Source organism: Pseudomonas furukawaii (assembly GCF_002355475.1).
Lineage (GTDB): Bacteria > Pseudomonadota > Gammaproteobacteria > Pseudomonadales > Pseudomonadaceae > Metapseudomonas > Metapseudomonas furukawaii.
In genome coordinates this window covers 512,996-530,436 of record NZ_AP014862.1, presented here as the reverse complement: position 1 = coordinate 530,436, position 17,441 = coordinate 512,996, and the positions used below count along the sequence as shown (strand labels likewise).

The 17,441-nt window shown below is 65.5% G+C and carries 18 protein-coding genes; 10 read left to right on the top strand and 8 right to left on the bottom strand.

Features of this window, described 5'->3' with window-relative positions; translation table 11 throughout:
• Positions 1 to 3 precede the first annotated feature (3 nt).
• The 4 genes from KF707C_RS02400 to KF707C_RS02385 all read right to left on the bottom strand — a co-directional run bounded on the left by KF707C_RS02400 (position 4) and on the right by KF707C_RS02385 (position 4,523).
• Positions 4 to 801 carry a DNA adenine methylase gene (locus KF707C_RS02400; protein ID WP_081608067.1) on the bottom strand — a complete coding sequence of 266 codons (798 nt, stop codon included), beginning with the start codon at positions 799 to 801 and terminating at the stop codon, positions 4 to 6.
• Between the two features lie 444 nt (positions 802 to 1,245).
• Complete coding sequence (locus KF707C_RS02395; RefSeq protein ID WP_003450786.1) at positions 1,246 to 1,653, bottom strand: type II toxin-antitoxin system HicB family antitoxin; 408 nt, start codon at positions 1,651 to 1,653, stop codon at positions 1,246 to 1,248.
• A gap of 53 nt (positions 1,654 to 1,706) precedes the next feature.
• Positions 1,707 to 3,029 carry an MFS transporter gene (locus KF707C_RS02390; protein WP_003450787.1) on the bottom strand — a complete coding sequence of 441 codons (1,323 nt, stop codon included), beginning with the start codon at positions 3,027 to 3,029 and terminating at the stop codon, positions 1,707 to 1,709.
• Between the two features lie 63 nt (positions 3,030 to 3,092).
• Complete coding sequence (locus KF707C_RS02385; protein WP_036992403.1) at positions 3,093 to 4,523, bottom strand: amidase; 1,431 nt, start codon at positions 4,521 to 4,523, stop codon at positions 3,093 to 3,095.
• A gap of 125 nt (positions 4,524 to 4,648) precedes the next feature.
• Between KF707C_RS02385 and KF707C_RS02380 the strand changes: the two genes are divergently transcribed.
• Both KF707C_RS02380 and KF707C_RS02375 read left to right on the top strand, forming a co-directional pair.
• Entirely contained in the window at positions 4,649 to 5,425 is a 777-nt protein-coding gene (locus tag KF707C_RS02380) for an IclR family transcriptional regulator (RefSeq protein ID WP_003450791.1), read from the top strand.
• Between the two features lie 10 nt (positions 5,426 to 5,435).
• On the top strand, positions 5,436 to 5,657 hold the full coding sequence (locus KF707C_RS02375; RefSeq protein WP_036992409.1) for a CopG family ribbon-helix-helix protein: 222 nt from the start codon (positions 5,436 to 5,438) through the stop codon (positions 5,655 to 5,657).
• A gap of 45 nt (positions 5,658 to 5,702) precedes the next feature.
• Here the strand turns inward: KF707C_RS02375 and KF707C_RS02370 are convergent, their stop codons facing one another.
• A complete protein-coding gene (locus tag KF707C_RS02370; RefSeq protein WP_003450794.1) occupies positions 5,703 to 6,200 on the bottom strand; it encodes a DUF1543 domain-containing protein in 498 nt (165 codons plus the stop codon).
• A 366-nt stretch (positions 6,201 to 6,566) separates the two neighbouring features.
• On the opposite strand from KF707C_RS02370, the gene KF707C_RS02365 reads away from it, so the two are divergent.
• Complete coding sequence (locus KF707C_RS02365; protein ID WP_003450797.1) at positions 6,567 to 7,040, top strand: BRO-N domain-containing protein; 474 nt, start codon at positions 6,567 to 6,569, stop codon at positions 7,038 to 7,040.
• A gap of 507 nt (positions 7,041 to 7,547) precedes the next feature.
• On the opposite strand, the gene KF707C_RS02360 is transcribed toward KF707C_RS02365, so the two are convergent.
• Both KF707C_RS02360 and KF707C_RS02355 read right to left on the bottom strand, forming a co-directional pair.
• Positions 7,548 to 8,285: an aspartate/glutamate racemase family protein gene (locus KF707C_RS02360; protein ID WP_003450224.1), complete on the bottom strand. Its 738-nt coding sequence runs from the start codon at positions 8,283 to 8,285 to the stop codon at positions 7,548 to 7,550.
• Between the two features lie 8 nt (positions 8,286 to 8,293).
• A complete protein-coding gene (locus KF707C_RS02355; RefSeq protein ID WP_003450226.1) occupies positions 8,294 to 8,983 on the bottom strand; it encodes a GntR family transcriptional regulator in 690 nt (229 codons plus the stop codon).
• Between the two features lie 143 nt (positions 8,984 to 9,126).
• Between KF707C_RS02355 and KF707C_RS02350 the strand changes: the two genes are divergently transcribed.
• The 7 genes from KF707C_RS02350 (at position 9,127) to KF707C_RS02320 (ending at position 16,502) form a co-directional block, all read left to right on the top strand.
• Positions 9,127 to 10,215, top strand: a complete 1,089-nt coding sequence (locus KF707C_RS02350; RefSeq protein WP_003450229.1) for an ABC transporter ATP-binding protein — start codon at positions 9,127 to 9,129, stop codon at positions 10,213 to 10,215.
• A gap of 1 nt (position 10,216) precedes the next feature.
• Entirely contained in the window at positions 10,217 to 11,131 is a 915-nt protein-coding gene (locus KF707C_RS02345; RefSeq protein WP_003450231.1) for an ABC transporter permease, read from the top strand.
• Positions 11,131 to 11,922 (top strand): ABC transporter permease, encoded by a 792-nt coding sequence (locus KF707C_RS02340; protein ID WP_003450234.1) that lies wholly within the window; start codon positions 11,131 to 11,133, stop codon positions 11,920 to 11,922. Before KF707C_RS02345 ends, KF707C_RS02340 begins: the two co-directional genes overlap by 1 nt.
• Before the next feature lie 47 nt (positions 11,923 to 11,969).
• Complete coding sequence (locus KF707C_RS02335) at positions 11,970 to 13,019, top strand: extracellular solute-binding protein (RefSeq protein ID WP_003450237.1); 1,050 nt, start codon at positions 11,970 to 11,972, stop codon at positions 13,017 to 13,019.
• Between the two features lie 107 nt (positions 13,020 to 13,126).
• The gene (locus KF707C_RS02330) at positions 13,127 to 14,323 is read left to right on the top strand and encodes an amidohydrolase family protein (protein ID WP_003450240.1); all 1,197 of its coding nucleotides are present in this window, start codon (positions 13,127 to 13,129) and stop codon (positions 14,321 to 14,323) included.
• Positions 14,320 to 15,840, top strand: coding sequence for an amidohydrolase family protein (locus KF707C_RS02325; protein ID WP_003450243.1), 1,521 nt, complete (start codon positions 14,320 to 14,322; stop codon positions 15,838 to 15,840). The genes KF707C_RS02330 and KF707C_RS02325 overlap by 4 nt, the downstream gene beginning before the upstream one ends.
• Positions 15,834 to 16,502: a flavin reductase family protein gene (locus KF707C_RS02320; protein ID WP_003450246.1), complete on the top strand. Its 669-nt coding sequence runs from the start codon at positions 15,834 to 15,836 to the stop codon at positions 16,500 to 16,502. The genes KF707C_RS02325 and KF707C_RS02320 overlap by 7 nt, the downstream gene beginning before the upstream one ends.
• On the opposite strand, the gene KF707C_RS02315 is transcribed toward KF707C_RS02320, so the two are convergent.
• Complete coding sequence (locus KF707C_RS02315) at positions 16,499 to 17,404, bottom strand: LysR substrate-binding domain-containing protein (RefSeq protein ID WP_003450248.1); 906 nt, start codon at positions 17,402 to 17,404, stop codon at positions 16,499 to 16,501. The genes KF707C_RS02320 and KF707C_RS02315 overlap by 4 nt on opposite strands.
• Positions 17,405 to 17,441 lie beyond the last annotated feature (37 nt).

Genomic DNA, 17,441 nt, shown 5'->3' with positions numbered 1-17,441 from the left:
AAATCACCAGCATTTAACAGCGAGTTCTTGATATGTTCCCCTGAACTCGCTCTTTCCTGACAGCACATTACTTCTGGAAAGAACTATCTGCTCGTAGTCGTCGTACAACTTTACTATCGACTCATGATTCGCGTTAAGCACAAGGACTTTAGCGCCACGACCTACAGCTCTCGTAACACAGGCCCTGAGCCTTACTTGATCCTCCCAGCGGAAAAGATTTTCATTATATTTTATGAAGCCATTATAGTTATGCTTCACAGTATATGGCGGATCAATGAATACAAAATCATCTTTCTCTGCACGATCAACTATCTGCTCGAAATCCGCGACCACAAACTCTGCACAACTAAATAGCTGAGCAATTTGAGGGAATGCATCAACATCCATTAGAACATTTGACTTTGTTCCAATCGGAACATTGAACTGGCCATCAAGATTAACCCGATACAAGCCATTCCAGCACGTTCTATTTAAGTATAGCGTCCTAGCAGCTCTGGCATAGATTGTTTTTGGCGACTGCCCCCGAACAATGTAATAGTACTCTTTGCAATGGAGAGCCTGATGCTCCTTGAGAATTTCAACCACTCGCTTCCAGTTCTTCTGGACAGCAGAGTACACATTGATTAGCTCTGGGTTCACATCTGACAAAATTGCTTTCTTAGGCTGCAGATGAAAATAAACCGCACCACCGCCCAAGAATGGCTCGATATATTTATTGAATTCGGTAGGGAAGAGCTCTGAGGATTTACGCACCAACCATCTTTTGCCACCCGCCCATTTAATTATTGGTTGAAGCTCCATTTTTACTCTCGAACAGCGGCAAATTAACAGGGGCGTAGCTTAGTCACAGGACTAGGTCAAGTCCAGCCTGGTGGTCGTGGCTAGCCTCTGCCGGAAACGCATGCTGGGCAGCAGCCTGTTCAAAGCCTTGAGCGCTTTCATCATCAGACAACCAATCAAGAAGCTGAACGCTTCTGGACACCAAAAACAGTACACTGGCGGTACAGTGCCCAGCTTTTACAGATTTCGCTCAATTACGCTTAACCCGCTCTACGACGATGCTTTCAGTTAACTGCACCTGCGCTAAGCTACGCCCGATTTCACTGGGCTTGCAGCGTTTCCAGGCAACTCATAATCCTTTGGTCCAGGGTTCGAGTCCGTGTGGGCCCACCAAATCAAAAGCCGCGCATTGCGCGGCTTTTGCGTTCTAGCTGTCTGGCCATTGCCCGGAGCGCCCCGCCGCTTTCAGTGCCCTGCAGCAAGCTCCCGGAGCGCGGCTATGGCCAGGAACCCCGAGCGAGAAGCGTAACGATGGTCGCGCTTCACCCGCTCGTCGATGCGCTGCAGCAGGTTCTCGGGCAGGGTGGCATTGAATCGCACCGTCTTGCCCAGATAGGGAGTGATGTCGAAGTCCACCACAGCCCACACGCCACCCGCGAAGTCGGGGTTGGCGATGTGGATGTCCACATCCTGGGGCTGCGGAAGCGCATCCCCGTCGGCTACCAATCCCTCGAAGTGCAGAGTAAGGGCTTCCAGCACGTTATCGAGGGCCTCGGCGACGGTGGCACCGGCGGAGAAGCAGCCCGGTACATCGGGCACCGTAACGCCGTAGTCGGAATCGGGATCCTTGTGCAATGCAACGGGAAATTTCACGTCATGCGTTCTCCGGCGGAAGTTAGGTAGGCGGCGGGCCCTTGCCGATCTCATTAACGCAACGCCGCCACCGCAAACGCCTCGCGGCGACGCATCAGCAGCAGCACGCAAACGAACGAGATGAGCGCCAGCGCCGTGTAGAACAGCGCCAATGGCCACCATTGGCCGGCGGACTGGCCGGCGATCAGCGTGCCAATCATGGGCGTCGTGCCGCCGATCAAGGCGCCACAGCCCTGATAGGCCAGGGAGATGCCGGAGTAGCGCTGGCTGACCGGAAACACCGAGACGACATAGCCGGCGATCACGGCATAGAACGCCGAGGAGAAGACCTTCGTCAGCGAGATACCGAGAATGATCATCAGGCTCTGCCCTGTGCTCACCAGGCTGAACATCAGGTAGGGGACAAACAGGCTCAACCCGGATGTGATGAGCAGAAAACGCCCGGCCCCGACCCTGTCGGCGAGCCATGCGGCAATCGGCTGGTTGATCAACTGCACGACGGCGACGATCGACAGGCACTCCAGGATCATCGAACTCTTGATACCCAGGTACTGGGTGGCGTAGGCGATCATGAAGGTGTTGGTGAAATAGGCTGACGAGATACCGATGGTGCAGGCCCCCATCACCAGCAGCACCAGCGGCCAGGAATCCCGCAGCACCAGGCGGATGGGCGATGCCTCCGTCTTCGCCGCCTTGGCCTGGGCCTCGAACTCAGGGGACTCATTCACCCTGCTGCGGATCACGAAGGCCAGCAACAGCAGCACGACGCTGCCAATGAAAGGCAACCGCCAACCCCAGGCATACATCGCCTCCTCGGGCATTTCACTGATGAAGCGGAAGACCATCAACGACAACACCAGTCCGGCCGGGCTGCCCAGTTGCGCGAAGGACGCATAGAAACTCCGCTTGCCCTCCGGCGCGTGCTCGCTGGCCAATAGCACTGCACCGCCCCACTCCCCGCCCACCGCGATTCCCTGGCATATCCGCAACAGCACCAAAAGGATCGGCGCCAGGATGCCAACCTGCTCATAGGAAGGCAGCAGGCCGATGCCAACGGTCGAAACGCCCATCAGCAGCAGCGTCAGGATCAGCGAGTACTTCCTCCCGAAGCGGTCGCCCAGATGGCCGAACACGATGCCGCCCAGCGGCCGGGCCAGGAAGCCCACCGCCAGCGTGGCGAACGATGACAAGGTGCCCAGGAACTGGCTGCTCCCGGGGAAGAACACATGACTGAAGATGAGTGCGGATGCGGTTGCGTAGATGTAGAAGTCGAACCACTCGATCAAGGTGCCCAGGAAGGATCCAGCCGCAGCCCGGATAGGCTGTCGACTATGACTGGACGATGTCGTTGGATGAGCATTCTGTTGATGGGTCATGTCGCTTCCTGATCAGTATTGGAATTGTTGTGAAGACCTCGAGCAGCGATGGCGCGCTGGCGACTACCAGCGCCGCACGCGAGAGCGAGCGATTTGGGGTGCATTGAGGGTTTCGAAGGCCTGGGCGAACTTCAGCAGCGTCAGTTCGTCGCGATAGCGGCCGATCACCTGGATGCCGACCGGCAGGCCGTCGTCGCTGAATCCGCAAGGCAGTGAGATGGCCGGGTGGCCGGTGAGCGTGATGAGCGAGCAACTGTTCATCCACTCGATGTAGTTCCCCATGGGCCGCTCTCCGATCCGCTCGACGAATGGCCGCTCCACCGGAAACGGCAACACCTGACTGACCGGCGCGACCAGGAAGTCGTAGCGTTCCAGCAGCGCCTGGGTATCGCGGAACAGCCGGGCACGGACCGCCTCGGCCGCGATCACATCCTGGACGCTGAAGCGCTGCGCCAGCTCGATATTCCAGACCAGGTCCTCCTTCAGCAGATGGCGCCGGTCCTTCAGCAAATGGGCATAGCCGGTCGCATAGGTGAGCGCACGCAGCACCTGGAAAGCCTGGGCGGCCCCCGCGAAGTCCGGCTCCGCCTGCTCGACCGAGCCCCCCAGGTCGGCCATTCTCAGCGCACCTTGGTCGATGACCGTCCGCACCTCCCGGGCGACCGGCAAGCCGCCCAGGTCCGGGCTGTAAGCGATTCGCGCCCCCTTGAAATCGGCCTCCAGCCTCCCGCGAAACACGCTGGCCGGTGCGTCGACACTCAGCGGGTCGCGCCGATCCGGACCGGCGATCACACTCAAGAGCAAGGCCACGTCGGCCACGCAGCGTCCCAGGGGACCGGCGACGGTCAGTTGGCCGAAACTGTTGGTGTTCGGCCAGTTGGGTACTCGCCCCATGGACGGCCGCAACCCCACCAGGTTGCAGAAGCTCGCGGGGTTGCGCAGCGATCCCCCCATGTCGGTGCCGTCCGCCAGAGCGACCATCCCAGTGGCCAGCGCCACGGCCGAGCCACCGCTGCTCCCACCACAGGTCAGCTCAGGTGCGAAGGGGTTGCGGGTCGCGCCAAAGACTTCGTTGAAGGTCTGCGAGCCCGCACCGAACTCGGGCAGGTTGGTCTTGCCCAGCAGGATCGACCCCGCCTCCGCCTGGCGGGCAACGATCAGGGAATCCTGGTCTGGTACATGATCGGCGAACACTCGCGATCCCCAGGTCGTGCGCATCCCCTTGGTGAGAAAAGAGTCCTTGTGCGCAACCGGCAGCCCGTGCAGTGGGCCCAGCGTTTCCCCACGGGCCTGGCGCTCGTCGGCGCAAGCGGCCCTGTCGAGTGCGCCCTCGGCATCGACGGTCACCAGCGCATTCAGGGTCGGATTGAGCCGTTCCACCCGCTGCAGGCAGGCGCTGGTCAACTCCCTGGCGGACAAATGCCCACTGCGGATCTCCGTCGCCAGGTCGCATGCAGAGCGTTCGGTTAACTCGAGATCGAGGGTTCCGGTCATGTTTGCCTCACTAAATGTATCGCTAATCGATACTTCTTGTTGTATCGCGATACAACTTATAGGCAATGACCGTTGACGGGGTCAAGGCGTGGTATGTTCCGCCCACAACAGGGAGGCCCAATCAGTTGAGCGATAAAGACCCACGGCACACACATCCGCAGTTCATCGAGACACTGGAGAAAGGCATCCGCGTGCTGGAAGTGTTCCGCAGCGGTCAGGCCTCCATCGGCCTGACCGAACTGGCGGACAGCTGCGGCATGACCAAGAGCGCCGCCCAGCGCTTCACCCACACCTGGTGTGAGCTGGGCTACCTCTCCAAGGATGAGCGCTCGCGGCGCTACAGCCTGACCCACAAAGCCCTGGAACTAGGCTTCCTCTACCTCAACGCCGACCCGCTCATCAGCCGCACGTTGCCGGCCCTGCAATTGCTTCGCGAGCGGTGCAACCTGACCGTCAACCTCAGCGTGCTCAGCGGCCACGACATCGTCTACGTCATGCGTATTCCGGGGCAGAACCAGACCTTCGCCGAGATGCTGCCGGGCCGGCGAATGCCAGCCTGGTGCACGTCCGCCGGGCGCGTGCTGCTATCGGCGCTGCCGGACGAGGCGATCCGCGCCAGCCTTGCCGGCATCGAGCCCACCCGCTACACCCCGCGCACAGAGGTGGATGGCGAGGCGCTGTTCGAGACGATCCTGCGAACACGTGCGCAAGGCTACGCCCTGACCTGTGAGCAGGTGATGATCGGCCAGATCGGCATCGCCGCGCCGGTCCGCAACGTCCATTTCCAGACCGTGGCGGCGGTCAACATCACCGCTCAGCTCAGCCTGTGGCCGACCGAACAGGTCGAACAGAAACTGGTGCCGCTGCTGATGGAAGTCACCCAGGCCATCACCGTGGGATGACTCGCTCCGTATCGATGATGGACGCGTCAATCGGCTCAACCAGCTCGCCGCCGCAACGAATCGTGACCGCCTGTACCACCTGAAGCCTGCGCTTTCGCGTTATCTGGATGCCGAGTCATGGCATGTGGAAGCCATTCAGGAAGGGCTCAGGGACGCTGAGGCCGGCAACTTGACCGACATCGAAGCCGTGAAGGCCAAGTGGGTGAAACGTGCGAACGATCTCGCCGACTGAAAAGGCACAGAGCGATCTCGACGGCATCGTCCAGGCCGCTCTCAATCACCCCAGCACCACATAATCATTCCCCGACCGGATCCCCCGATGCTCCCCCGGCACCAGTTGCACGTAGCGGCCGGAGACGAGGTCGACCGGGATGCAGTCGTCCACATCGTGGAGGTTGTCGGTGTGGGGTTTGTCCCAGTGCAGGGCGGCGAGGCGGTGTTTGCCCTTGGCCTTGGCTTCGGCCTTGTCGCGGGCGACGACCAGGAGGTAGCTGTGGGCCTCGCCGAAGATGCCGGTTTCGTAGCCGCCGAGGTTGATGAAGTAGAGGCGCGGGTCGCCCGGGGCGGGGGCGAGGGAGGTGAAGTGCAGCTTGTAGCCGTCCACGCCGTCGACGGCCATCCAGGAGTCCAGGTGCAGGCCCTCGGGGCTGCCGAACCAGCCTTCCCGGAGTTGCGGATAGGTGGCTTCCAGGCTGTCGGCGAGGGCGAACGCCACGTCGTGCACTTCGATCTTCGCGCGGGGATGGCGGCCGCCCAGCATCACTACGTACAGCATGTCCTGCTCCTTGTTTGGCAGCGCGCATCCTAGCACCGGATTCGCCGGGCGCGTCCTCCGATGATTCCTACCGGCCATCAGCCTTGAAGGCCTACAAAGCGGGCCGCTAGCGTCTCCCCCCGTTGCAGCCTCGGCTGCGACCGGGAGTGGAATCCCGCACTCATGAACTTCGCAATACCGCCATAAGCAGGGTCAGCGAGTAGAAATTCGATTCGATGACACTGGCCATCTATGGCGGACCGTGCGAGGAGGGCACCAGCCCACCGGTATTGGTTCATGAGCCGGGATTCCACACCTCGTACGGTCCGCCACCCTCACGCAGTCAGGAACAGGTGGCGGCTCCCCCAGCAAGGAAGGAGTCTCGACATGTCCCACGATTATTTCGTCCCCAGTGTGTTTCACCGTCACCACCGCGCGCTGCGCGCCCTGCTGATCGACGATCAGGTCTGGGTGGTGGCCCACGACCTGGGCCCACTGACCAACCGCCGATTCGATAGGCACCTGGCACGCAAGCTGGACCCGGACCAGTGGCGCCACGCACGCATCGAGAATCACCAGGGCGAGGTGGAAACCCAGCTGCTCATCAGCGAAAGCGCGGTGTGCGAGCTGCTCAAGGTGAACTTCTACCACCCGGAAAATCGCAGCCTGCGCCAGTGGTTCACCGGCGAAGTGGTGCCCGCCCTGCGCTCGGCCGCCAACCCCAGCCTGCCCCGGCAACGTCGTTTCACCTGGCAGGGCAAGGAGTTCAACCTGATGGAATGGCAGGGCCGCGAGTGGGTGCGGATGAAGGATGTGGCGGAGCTGCTGGAAGGGCAGCATCCCGACACCACAACGCTGTAGGAGCGGGCTCGCCCGCGAACCAGCCCGCACAATTCGCCGGCAAGCCGGCTCCTACGAAACCGCGCCCCCCGTAGGAGCGGGCTCGCCCGCGAACCGGTCCGCACCATTCGCCGGCAAGCCGGCTCCTACGAAACCGCGCATCCTGTAGGAGCGGGCTCGCCCGCGAACCGACCCGCACCATTCGCCGGCAAGCCGGCTCCTACGGAACCGCGCCACCTGTAGGAGCGGGCTTGCCCGCGAACCAGCCCGCACCATTCGCCGGCAAGCCGGCTCCTACGAAACCGCGCCCCCTGTAGGAGCGGGCTCGCCCGCGAACCGACCCGCACCATTCGCCGGCAAGCCGGCTCCTACGGAACCGCGCCCCCTGTAGGAGCGGGCGCGCCCGCGAACCAGTCCGCGCCATTCGCCGGCAAGCCGGCTCCTACGAAACCGGGCGCCCTGTAGGAGCGGGCTTGCCCGCGAACCAGTCCACAGCGTTCGCCGGCAAACCGGTCCGCCGACGGGTGCTCAGGCACCCACGGCGAAGCCCCGCAGGAAGCCGGCGTAGGACTTGGGCAAGGGGAAGTCGAGGTCGCCGCGCTTGCTGGTGGACAGGCGCAGTTCGCCCAGGGTTTCCACCAATTTCAGGGCGGCGCCCACGCCGTCGATCACCGGCACACCCAGGTCGGCCTGCAGGGTCTGGGCGAGGTGGCTCATGCCGGCGCAGCCCAGGACGATGGCGCCGGATTCGTCCCGTTCCAGGGCCTCGCGGCAGGCGCTGCGCATCAACCGGCGCAGGCCGTCCGGGTCCTGGTCCAGGGCCAGCACGGGAATCTCCACGGCGTGGATGCCCCGGCACTGGGCGTGGAAGCCGTAGCGCTCCACCAGATGCCGGGCGATCACCTTAGTGCGGCCCAGGGTGGTGACGATGCTGAAGCCGGTAGCCACCCAGGTGGCCAGGTGCATGGCGGCTTCGGCGATGCCGATCACCGGGTAGCGGGCGATCTCCCGCGCGGCCAGCAGGCCGGGGTCGCCGAAGCAGGCGATCACATGCCCTTCCACCCCCTCACGCTCACCGTCGCGAATGGCCTGGAGCAGGCCGGGCACGCTCAGGGCCTCGTCGTAATGCCCCTCGATGGAGGCGGGCCCGGCCGCATTGGTCACCGCCAGCAACTGGTTGCCGGGCCGCAGCAGGTGCTGCGCGGAGGCGGTCAGGGCGGCGGTCATGGCGGTGCTGGTGTTGGGGTTGATGAGCTGGATCTTCATGGCCGGGCTCAGGTCTCGATCAGGTGCTTGAGCGGGTGATAGCCCGCCTTCAACTTGCCGGCGGATTCGAGGATGGCGGTCTCGATGGCGGCGAGGTGGAAGCAGGTCAGTTCGATGGCCGCATTCTGGTTGCCGGCCTCGATGAATTCGATCAGCCGCAGGTGCTCGTCGTCGCGGCAGGCGTCGTGGCGTTCGTCGTCGAGGGCGGCGGCATAGAGCGAGGCGCGGGAGATGAGCTTGCGGAACCAGTCCAGCAGCACCGGGTTGTGCAGGGCCATGGCCAGCTTGATGTGGAACTCCCCCAGCAGGTGGATCAGCCGCTCGTGGTCGTGCTCGCGGCGCGCCGCTTCTTCCAGCAGCAGGTGGTCGCGCAGGTCGCGCATGGCGGCGCTGTCGCGGCGGCGGCAGAGCTCGGTGACGATGCCGATCTCGATCAGCCGGCGGGTCTCGAACAGCGAGCGGATTTCCTCGTCGCTGGGCAGCGAGACCCAGCAGCCCTTGTTCGTCTCGGAGCTCACCAGGCCGTCGGCCTCCAGTTGCTTTAGCGCCGCCCGCACCGAGGTGCGGCTGACGTTGAACAGCTCGGCCAGGGCGGCCTCTCCCAGCTTCATACCAGGCCTCAGGGAGCGCTTGCTGATGGCCTGGTACACCCCCTGATAGACCCGGTCCACCGTGGTTTCCAGCTTCTTGTCGCTCATGGGTCTCTCCCTCTCATCGGTGAACGGCCTGATTCGGACGGAAATGCTCTGTCAGAAAAAGCCTGTTGCGCAATCAGAATAATCCAGCTATTTCTAGGTTGCATTCAATTTTTGCATACAAAAACAAGAGGTGACGCACCATCATGAAGCACGCATCATCCATCGAGGTGCAACGCGTCAGCAAGCGCTACACCGACGACCCCGAGGTGGCCCCGGCGCTGGATGAGGTTTCGGTGAGCATCCGTTCCAACGAGTTCTTCACCCTGCTCGGCCCCTCGGGCTGTGGCAAGACCACGTTGCTCAGGTCCATCGCCGGCTTCGAGCAGGTCAGCGCGGGCAGCATCCATATCGGCGGCCAGCGGGTGGACGAGCTGCCGCCCTACAAGCGCCGGGTCAACACCGTGTTCCAGAGCTACGCCCTGTTCCCCCACATGTCGGTGGCGGAGAACATCGCCTTCGGCCTGGAGATGCAGGGCCTCGCACGCGGCGAGATCCCCGCGCGGGTGAAGGAGATGCTGGCCCTGGTGCAGATGGAGCACCTGGCGCGCCGGCGTCCGGCGGAACTCTCCGGCGGCCAGCAACAGCGTGTGGCGCTGGCCCGCGCCCTGGCGCCGCGCCCGGACGTGCTGCTGCTGGACGAGCCGCTGTCGGCCCTGGACCTGAAGCTGCGCAAGGAAATGCAGGTGGAGCTCAAGCGCGTGCAGCAGGAGGCGGGTATCACCTTCATCTTCGTCACCCACGATCAGGAAGAGGCGCTGACCCTGTCGGACCGCATCGCCGTGATGGCCAGCGGCAGGATCCTGCAGATCGGCAGCCCCAGCGAGATCTACGAGCGCCCGAAGCACCCCTTCGTCGCTCACTTCATCGGCGACATCAACTTCCTCCCCGGCCAGATCCGCCAGTGCCCGCAGAACGGTCGGCTGTTCCGCCCCGACGGCATCCCGGTGGACATTCCCTGCGCCCACGACGGCGACGCCCCCAGCGGCCGCGCCCAGCTGGCCTTCCGCCCGGAACGCTCGAAGCTGGTGGAGCCCGGCGAACCCCACCACCTGCGCGGCGTGATCGAGGCGGTGCTCTACGTCGGCACCGCCACGCTCTACCAGTGCCGACTGGCCAACGACCTGAAGGTGATGCTGCGGGAAAGCAATGAGGGCGCGGTCAGCGCCCGCACCCCGGGCTCGTCCGTGGCGGTGCAGCTGCCGCCCCACGCCTGCCTGCTGATGGAGGCCTGAGATGAGCGTCAGCGCTACGTCCCCCAGCCTCAACCGGCTGTTGCTGCTGTCGCCGGTGCTGCTCACCCTGCTCTGCCTGATCGCCATTCCCCTGGGGATCATGGGCTACATCAGCCTGCTGCCGCGCAACCTCTACGGCGGCGTCGACTGGAGCGCGGGCTGGCACCTGGAAAGCTACGTGCGGCTGTTCTTCCAGGAGGATTTCGACGGCAACCTGGAGGTCAACTGGGTCTATGCCCAGGCGCTGCTGCGCTCGGTGCTGCAGGCCGGCGGAACCACACTGCTGTGCTTCCTGCTGGGCTTCCCGGTGGCGCTGTGGATGACCAGCCTCAGCGAGCGCTCGCGCAACATCATGGTGCTGCTGATCACCATCCCCTTCTGGACCAACCTGCTGATCCGCAACTACGCCTGGCTGATCATCCTGCGCGAGCAGGGCTGGCTGGCCCAGAGCCTCAACGCGCTGTTCCCCCAGGCCGGCGGCATCACCCTGCTCTACAACGACTTCGCCGTGGTGGTGGGGCTGGTCTACAGCTTCCTGCCGTTCATGATCCTGCCGATCTACTCCACCCTGGAGAAACTCGACTGGCGCCTGGTGGAAGCCGCCTACGACCTCGGCGCCAACCGCTGGAAGGCCCTGCGCCGGGTGATCCTGCCGCTGTCCATGCCGGGCGTGGTGGCCGGCGCGCTGCTGGTGTTCGTGCCGAGCCTGGGCGCCTTCATCACCCCCGCCATCCTCGGCGGCGGCAAGACGCTGATGATCGGCAACCTGATCCAGCAGCAGTTCGGCACCGCCCGCAACTGGCCGCTGGGCAGCTCGCTGTCCTTCCTGCTGCTGGGGCTGATGCTGCTGGCCCTGGTGCTCTACGCCCTCTACGCCCGGAAAGCCGCCAAGGCCATTCGCCAGGGAGCCCGCTGATGATCGCCAACCACCTGAAGAAATTGCCGCTGACCCGCGAAACCAGCCTGCTGGTGCTGGCCTACCTGTACCTGCCGATCCTAGTGCTGATCGCCTACAGCTTCAACGCCAACCGCACCGCCACGGTGTGGACCGAGTTCTCCTTCGCCTGGTACGGGCGCATCCTCGCCAACCCGTCGATCCAGGCGGCGGCGCTGAACTCGGTGATAGTCGCCTCCATCGCCACCGTCTGCGCCACCGCCATCGCACTGCTGGCGGCGCTGGCCACCTACCGGCCCTTCTACGGGCAGAAGCTGGTGGAAGGCGGCATCAACCTGCCGCTGATCCTGCCGGAGATCGTCACCGCGGTGGCCACCCTGCTGCTGTTCATGGCGCTGGGCATCAAGCTCGGCCTGCTGACGGTGATCATCGCCCACATCGGCTTCTGCATCCCCTTCGCCTACCTGCCGATCCGCGCACGCCTGAACGACATGGACAAGAGCCTGCTGGAAGCGGCGGGCGACCTCTACGCCAACCCCTTCCACACCTTCCGCCGGGTCACCCTGCCGCTGCTGTTCCCGGCGGTCCTGTCCGGCGCGGTGCTGGCGTTCGTGGTCAGCCTGGACGACTTCATCATGACCTTCTTCGTCGCCGGCCCCGGTTCCACCACCCTGCCGGTGTACATCTTCTCGGCCATCAAGGCCGGGGTCACCCCGGAGATCAACGCCATCTCCACCCTGATGCTGGTGATCTCCATCGTCCTGGTGGTGTTCTCCTTCTGGCTCGGCCAGCGGGGCAAACCCACCGCCTGAACCCTGTTCCACCTCTGCCCAACCTGTTCTCGACACGGAGAAAGACAATGAAGTTGAAAGCACTGCGTCATGGGGTAGCCGGACTCGCCCTCGCCTGCCTCACCGCCACCGCCCAGGCGGAGGAGCCCAAGGAACTGTTCTTCTACAACTGGACCGACTACTACCCGGTGGAACTGCTGGCCAAGTTCGAGAAGGAAACCGGCATCAAGGTCACCATGGACGGCTACGACAGCAACGAGACCCTGCTGGCCAAGCTGCAGGCGGGCGGCGCCAACTACGACGTCATAGTGCCGTCCCACTCCATCATGCGAACCCTGATCGAACAGGGCCTGCTGCAGGAAATCGACAGCCCCGGCCTGCCCAACTTCGCCCATGTGAAGCCGGCCTTCCGCAACCCGGACTTCGACCCCGGCCGCAAGTACTCGGCGCCCTACCTCTGGGGCACCACCGGCTTCTCCTACGACAGCGCGCGGGTGCCGGGCGGCACGCTGGACGACTCCTGGAAGGAGTTCTTCGAGCCGCGTCCGGAACTCCAGGGCCAACTGGCCGCGCTGGACACCCCCAGCAGCCTGATCAACGCCGCCAGCCATTACCTGGGCGTGGACGAGTGCACGGAAAACCCCCAGGACGCCAAGCGCATCCTCGAGCTGCTGCAGAAGCAGAAGCCCTTCCTGAAGATGTACAGCTCCGACAACACCGTGGACCGCATGGCCTCGGGCGAAGTGATCATGATGCAGAACTGGAACGGCTCCACCGCCCGCGCGACCCTGCAGAAGAGCACCATCAAGTACGTCTACCCCCGCGAAGGCATCGCCATGTTCCAGGACAACTTCGCCGTGCCCAAGGGCGCCCCGCACCCGGGCAACGCCAGGGTCTTCATCGACTGGATGATGAAGCCGGAGAACGCCGCCGCCGTGACCAACGCCATCGCCTACGCCAACGGCATCGAGACCGACGCGCTGCTGGACAGGAAATGGCAGGTGATGGACGCCATCAACATGCCCGACGCCTACGCCGAACGCCTGCGCCCCGAGAAGGAGTGCAGCAACCAGGCCCGCGAGCTGCAGGACCGCATCTGGTCGAAGCTCAAGGGCTGACGGCTAGCGCTCTTCGTAGGATGGGTAGAGCGGAGCGAAACCCATCCTACGGAAATGCTCGCTCCTACATGACCTTTCACCATTCGTAATCTGCCTTCGAGGTCCCCATGACTCACGCCTACTGGCTGCGCAACGTCCGCCCCTTCGGCGGCGCGGCCGAAGACTTCCTCATCCGCGACGGCGTCTTAGCCGAGCGCCGTCCGGCCAGCGCCGCGCCCCTGGCCGCCGGTGATGTCGACGGCGGCGGCCAACTGATGACCCGGCCCCTGGTGGAAAGCCACATCCACCTCGACAAGACCCTCTGGGGCCAGCCCTGGCGCCCCAACAGCGCCGGGCCGGCGCTGAAGGACTACATCGCCAACGAGCGCCGCGTGCTGCGGGAAGTCGAGGCGCCCATCGCCGCCCGCGCCGGCGCCCTGCTGGAGAACTGCATCGCCCGGGGCTCGCTGACCCTGCGCTGCCATGTGGACATCGACCCCGAGTTCGGCCTGAGCCATGTGGAGGCCATGCAGGCCCTGCGCGAGGGCTACCGCGACCTGATCCACCTGGAGCTGGTGGCGTTCCCGCAGACCGGCCTGGTGAGCCGCCCGGGCACCGCGGAACTGATGCGCCAGGCCCTGGCGCTGGGCGTGGAGAACGTCGGCGGGCTGGACCCCTGCGGCATCGACAACGACCCCATCGCCCAGCTCGACATCGTCTTCGGCCTCGCCGCCGAGTTCGACCGGGGCGTGGACATCCACCTGCACGACAAGGGCGAACTGGGGCTCTGGCAGATCGCCCGCATCGCCGACTACACCGAACGCTTCGGCCGCCAGGGCCGGGTGATGATCAGCCACGCCTACTGCCTGGGCATGGCGCCCTGGAGCCAGGTGGAACCCCTGGCCCGGCGCCTGGCGGAGCTGGGCATCTCGCTGATGAGCTCGGCTCCCGCCGACTGCGCCGTGCCGCCCTTTCTCGCCCTGCGCGCGGCGGGCGTGAACCTCTGCCTCGGCTCCGACGGCATCCGCGATGCCTGGTCGCCCATGGGCAACGGCGACATGCTGGAGCGCGCCATGCTGCTGGCGTTCCGCTTCGACCTGGCCAAGGACGATGAACTGGCCGCCGCCTTCGACGCCGCCAGCCTGCACGGCAGCCGGGCCCTCGGCCGCGCCGGGCAGACGCTGGCCCCGGGCGGCGCGGCGGACTTCCTGCTGATGGAGGCCCAGAGCCTGGGCGAGGCCGTGGTGGCGAGGCCGCCCAGGCGGGTGTACCGCGCCGGACGCCTGATCGCCGAACAAGGACGCCTGCTGGAGAGCCGCCTGTGAACAGCCCGCGCATCGGCCTCAGGGCCAGTTGCGTGGTGGGCTTCGACGGCACCCGCCATGTGCTCTGGCGCGAGGGCGAAGTGGTGCTGGAGGGCGACCGCGTGGCCTTCGTCGGCCGGGGCTATCCCGGCCCGGTGGCGCGCTGGATCGACTACGGCAACGCCCTGGTCAGCCCTGGCCTGATTGACCTCGACGCCCTGGGCGACCTGGACTCCACCGTGCTCTGCCTGGACAACGGCGACGAGCGCGCCATGGGCCGCCTGTGGTCGGCGGAATACCTGGCGCGCGGCCCCCGGGAGAGCTACCGCTTCGACGAGGAAGTGTTCAAGTACCGCTACGCCTTCACCCAGCTGATCCGCAACGGCATCACCACCGCCCTGCCGATCACCTCCATGTACTACCGCGAGTGGGCGGAAACCTACGAGGAGTTCGCGGCGGTGGCGGGCGTGGCCGCCGAGCTGGGCCTGCGCACCTACCTGGGCCCCTGCTACATGAGCGGCATGCAGTACCTCGATGCCAACGGCCAGCTGCGCGAGCACTGGGACGAAACCCGGGGCCTGGCCGGGCTGGACGCGGCCGAGCGGTTCTTCCGCGACTTCGACGGCCGCCACGGCGGGCTGATTCGCGGAGCCCTGCTGCCGGACCGCATCCAGACCTGCACCCCGGCGCTGCTGGAGCGCACCGTCGCCCTCTCCCGCGAGCTGGACGCACCGGTGCGCCTGCACTGCTGCCAGGGCCGTGACGAAGTGGCCCTGGTCAAGCGCCTGCGCGGCGCCGCGCCCCTGGCCTGGCTGGAGCGGCTGGGCCTGCTCGGGCCGCGCGCGCTGCTGCCCCACGGCATCCACATCGAAGGCGAGGACGACCTGGCGCGGCTGGCCGACAGCGGCGCCAGTCTGGTCCATTGCCCGGTGGTCTTCGCCCGCGATGGCGAGTCCCTGGACTCCTTCGGCCGCTACCGCGCCCGGGGCATCAACCTCGCGCTGGGCACCGATACCTGGCCGGCGGACCTGATCGACAACATGCGCCAGGGCCTGAACATCGCCCGGATCCGCGAAGGGGGCAGCGACAGGACCCGCGCCCTCGACTACTACAACGCCGCCACCCTCGGCGGCGCCAGGGCCCTGGGCCGCGACGACTTGGGCCGCCTGGCGCCCGGCGCCAAGGCCGACATCGCGGTGTTCAGCCTCGACGGCCTGCACCTGGGCCCGCTGTTCGACCCGCTGAAGAACCTGATCCTCGCCGGCCGCGGCGACGACTGCATCGCCAGCTGGATCGACGGCCGCTGCGTGATGGAGAACGGCCAGGTCAAGGGGGTCGACTACCCCAGCCTGCAACGCCAGGCCCAGCGCCAGTTCCAGCGCCTGATGGAAAGCCACGCCGAACGCGCCCCCGGCCGTCCCGACTGGCGCCGCCTGTTCCAGCCGGCCATTCCCTACGCCGACGCCTGGGGTGCCGAACACCCCCTCGTCACCCGCGCCGGCAACCCCGAACGACAACACGAGAACACGCCATGCTGAGTTTCGATTTCGCCCGCCTGAGCCCCCGCGAGAAGTACAAGATCCTGATCGGCAGCGTGGTCCCCCGGCCCATCGCCCTGGTCACCACGGTGGACGCCGATGGCCGCGCCAACGCTGCGCCCTTCAGCTTCTTCAACGCCCTTTCCGCCGACCCGCCGATCCTCGCCCTCGGCGTGGAGAACCACGCCGACCTGACGCCCAAGGACACCAGCCGCAATGTGCTGATCAACCAGGAATTCACGGTGAACATTGTCAACGACGCCCTGGTGGAAGCCATGAACGTCTGCGCCGTGCCCTTCGAACCGGGCTTCGACGAACTGGTGGCGGCCGGGCTCACCGCCGTGCCCGGCAGCCGCGTCGGCTGCCCGCGCATCCTCGAAGCGCCGGTGGCCCTGGAATGTCGGCGGATGATGGGCCTGTCCATCGGCCACTCGCGGGAGATCATCCTCGGCGAAGTGCTGATGGCCCATGTGCGCGACGACCTGATCGACCCGGAAACCCTCTACATCGACCAGCTCGGCCTCGACGCCATCGGCCGCATGGGCGGTCACGGCTACGCCCGCACCCGCGAGTACTTCGACCTGCCGACGCGCTCCCTGCAGGCGTGGAAGGAAGCCCCGGGCGGTGGCGAACGGCTCTGGCCCCCGAGCCAGTTCGCCTAGCCCTCCGGGAGCGGGGCCGGGGGAGAGGGAAGCCCGGGAACCTGGTCGCCGGCCACCTCGTAGAAGGCCTTCACCACCCGCAGCGCCGCATAGCTGTCCAGGCAGGCGAGGAAGTGCCGGCTCTCCAGCCCCTCGCCCTTCAGCGGCAGGGCGGCGACCCGGGGATCGCGGGGCACTTCCTGGGCGTAGAGGATGCTGACGCCGAGCCCCGCCGCCACCGCCTCGATCACCGCCTCGCGGCTGTTCAGTTCCAGCGCGGCGCGCAGTTCCAGCTCCTGGGCCGCACAGGCCCGCTCAAAGGTGCGCCGGGTCAGGGAACCGGGCTCGCGCTGCAACAGCACCTGGCCCCGCAACTCGTTGAGCGCCAGCGCCTTGCGCCGTCCGACCCAGGGATGGCCGGCCGGCAGCAGCAGGCACAGCCGCGTCGCGCCCAGGGGCATCAGGTGCAGGCCGGTGCGGGGCGGGATATCGCTCACCAGCGCCAGGTCGACCCGCTCGCCATTGAGCGCCGCCAGGGTTTCCTGGGTGTTGCCCAGGCGCAGGTTGATGGCCACGCCGGGGTAGCGCTCGCGCATCCGCGCCAGCAGCGGCATGACCAGGTGCGGGCTGTCGGCGGCCAGGTCGAGCCGGCCGGCCTCCAGCGCCTGGCTGGTGTCCAGCAGGTCCTCGGCCTTCTCCGCCAGGGCGAACAGCTGGTGGCTGATGGCGGCCAGGCTGCGGCCCAGCTCCGTGGGCTCCACCTGCCGCGCACTGCGCCTCAGCAGCCTTACCTGGTAATGCTCCTCCAGGGCCTTCACATGCCCGGTCACCGCCGGCTGGCTGATGCACAGGCGCTCGGCGGCGCGGGTGAAACTGCCTTCACGGACCACCGCATCGAAGGCGCGGAGCTGGAAGAGGTTCATGGCCACTCCATCAGTGGGACTTATCCGGCGGATAACG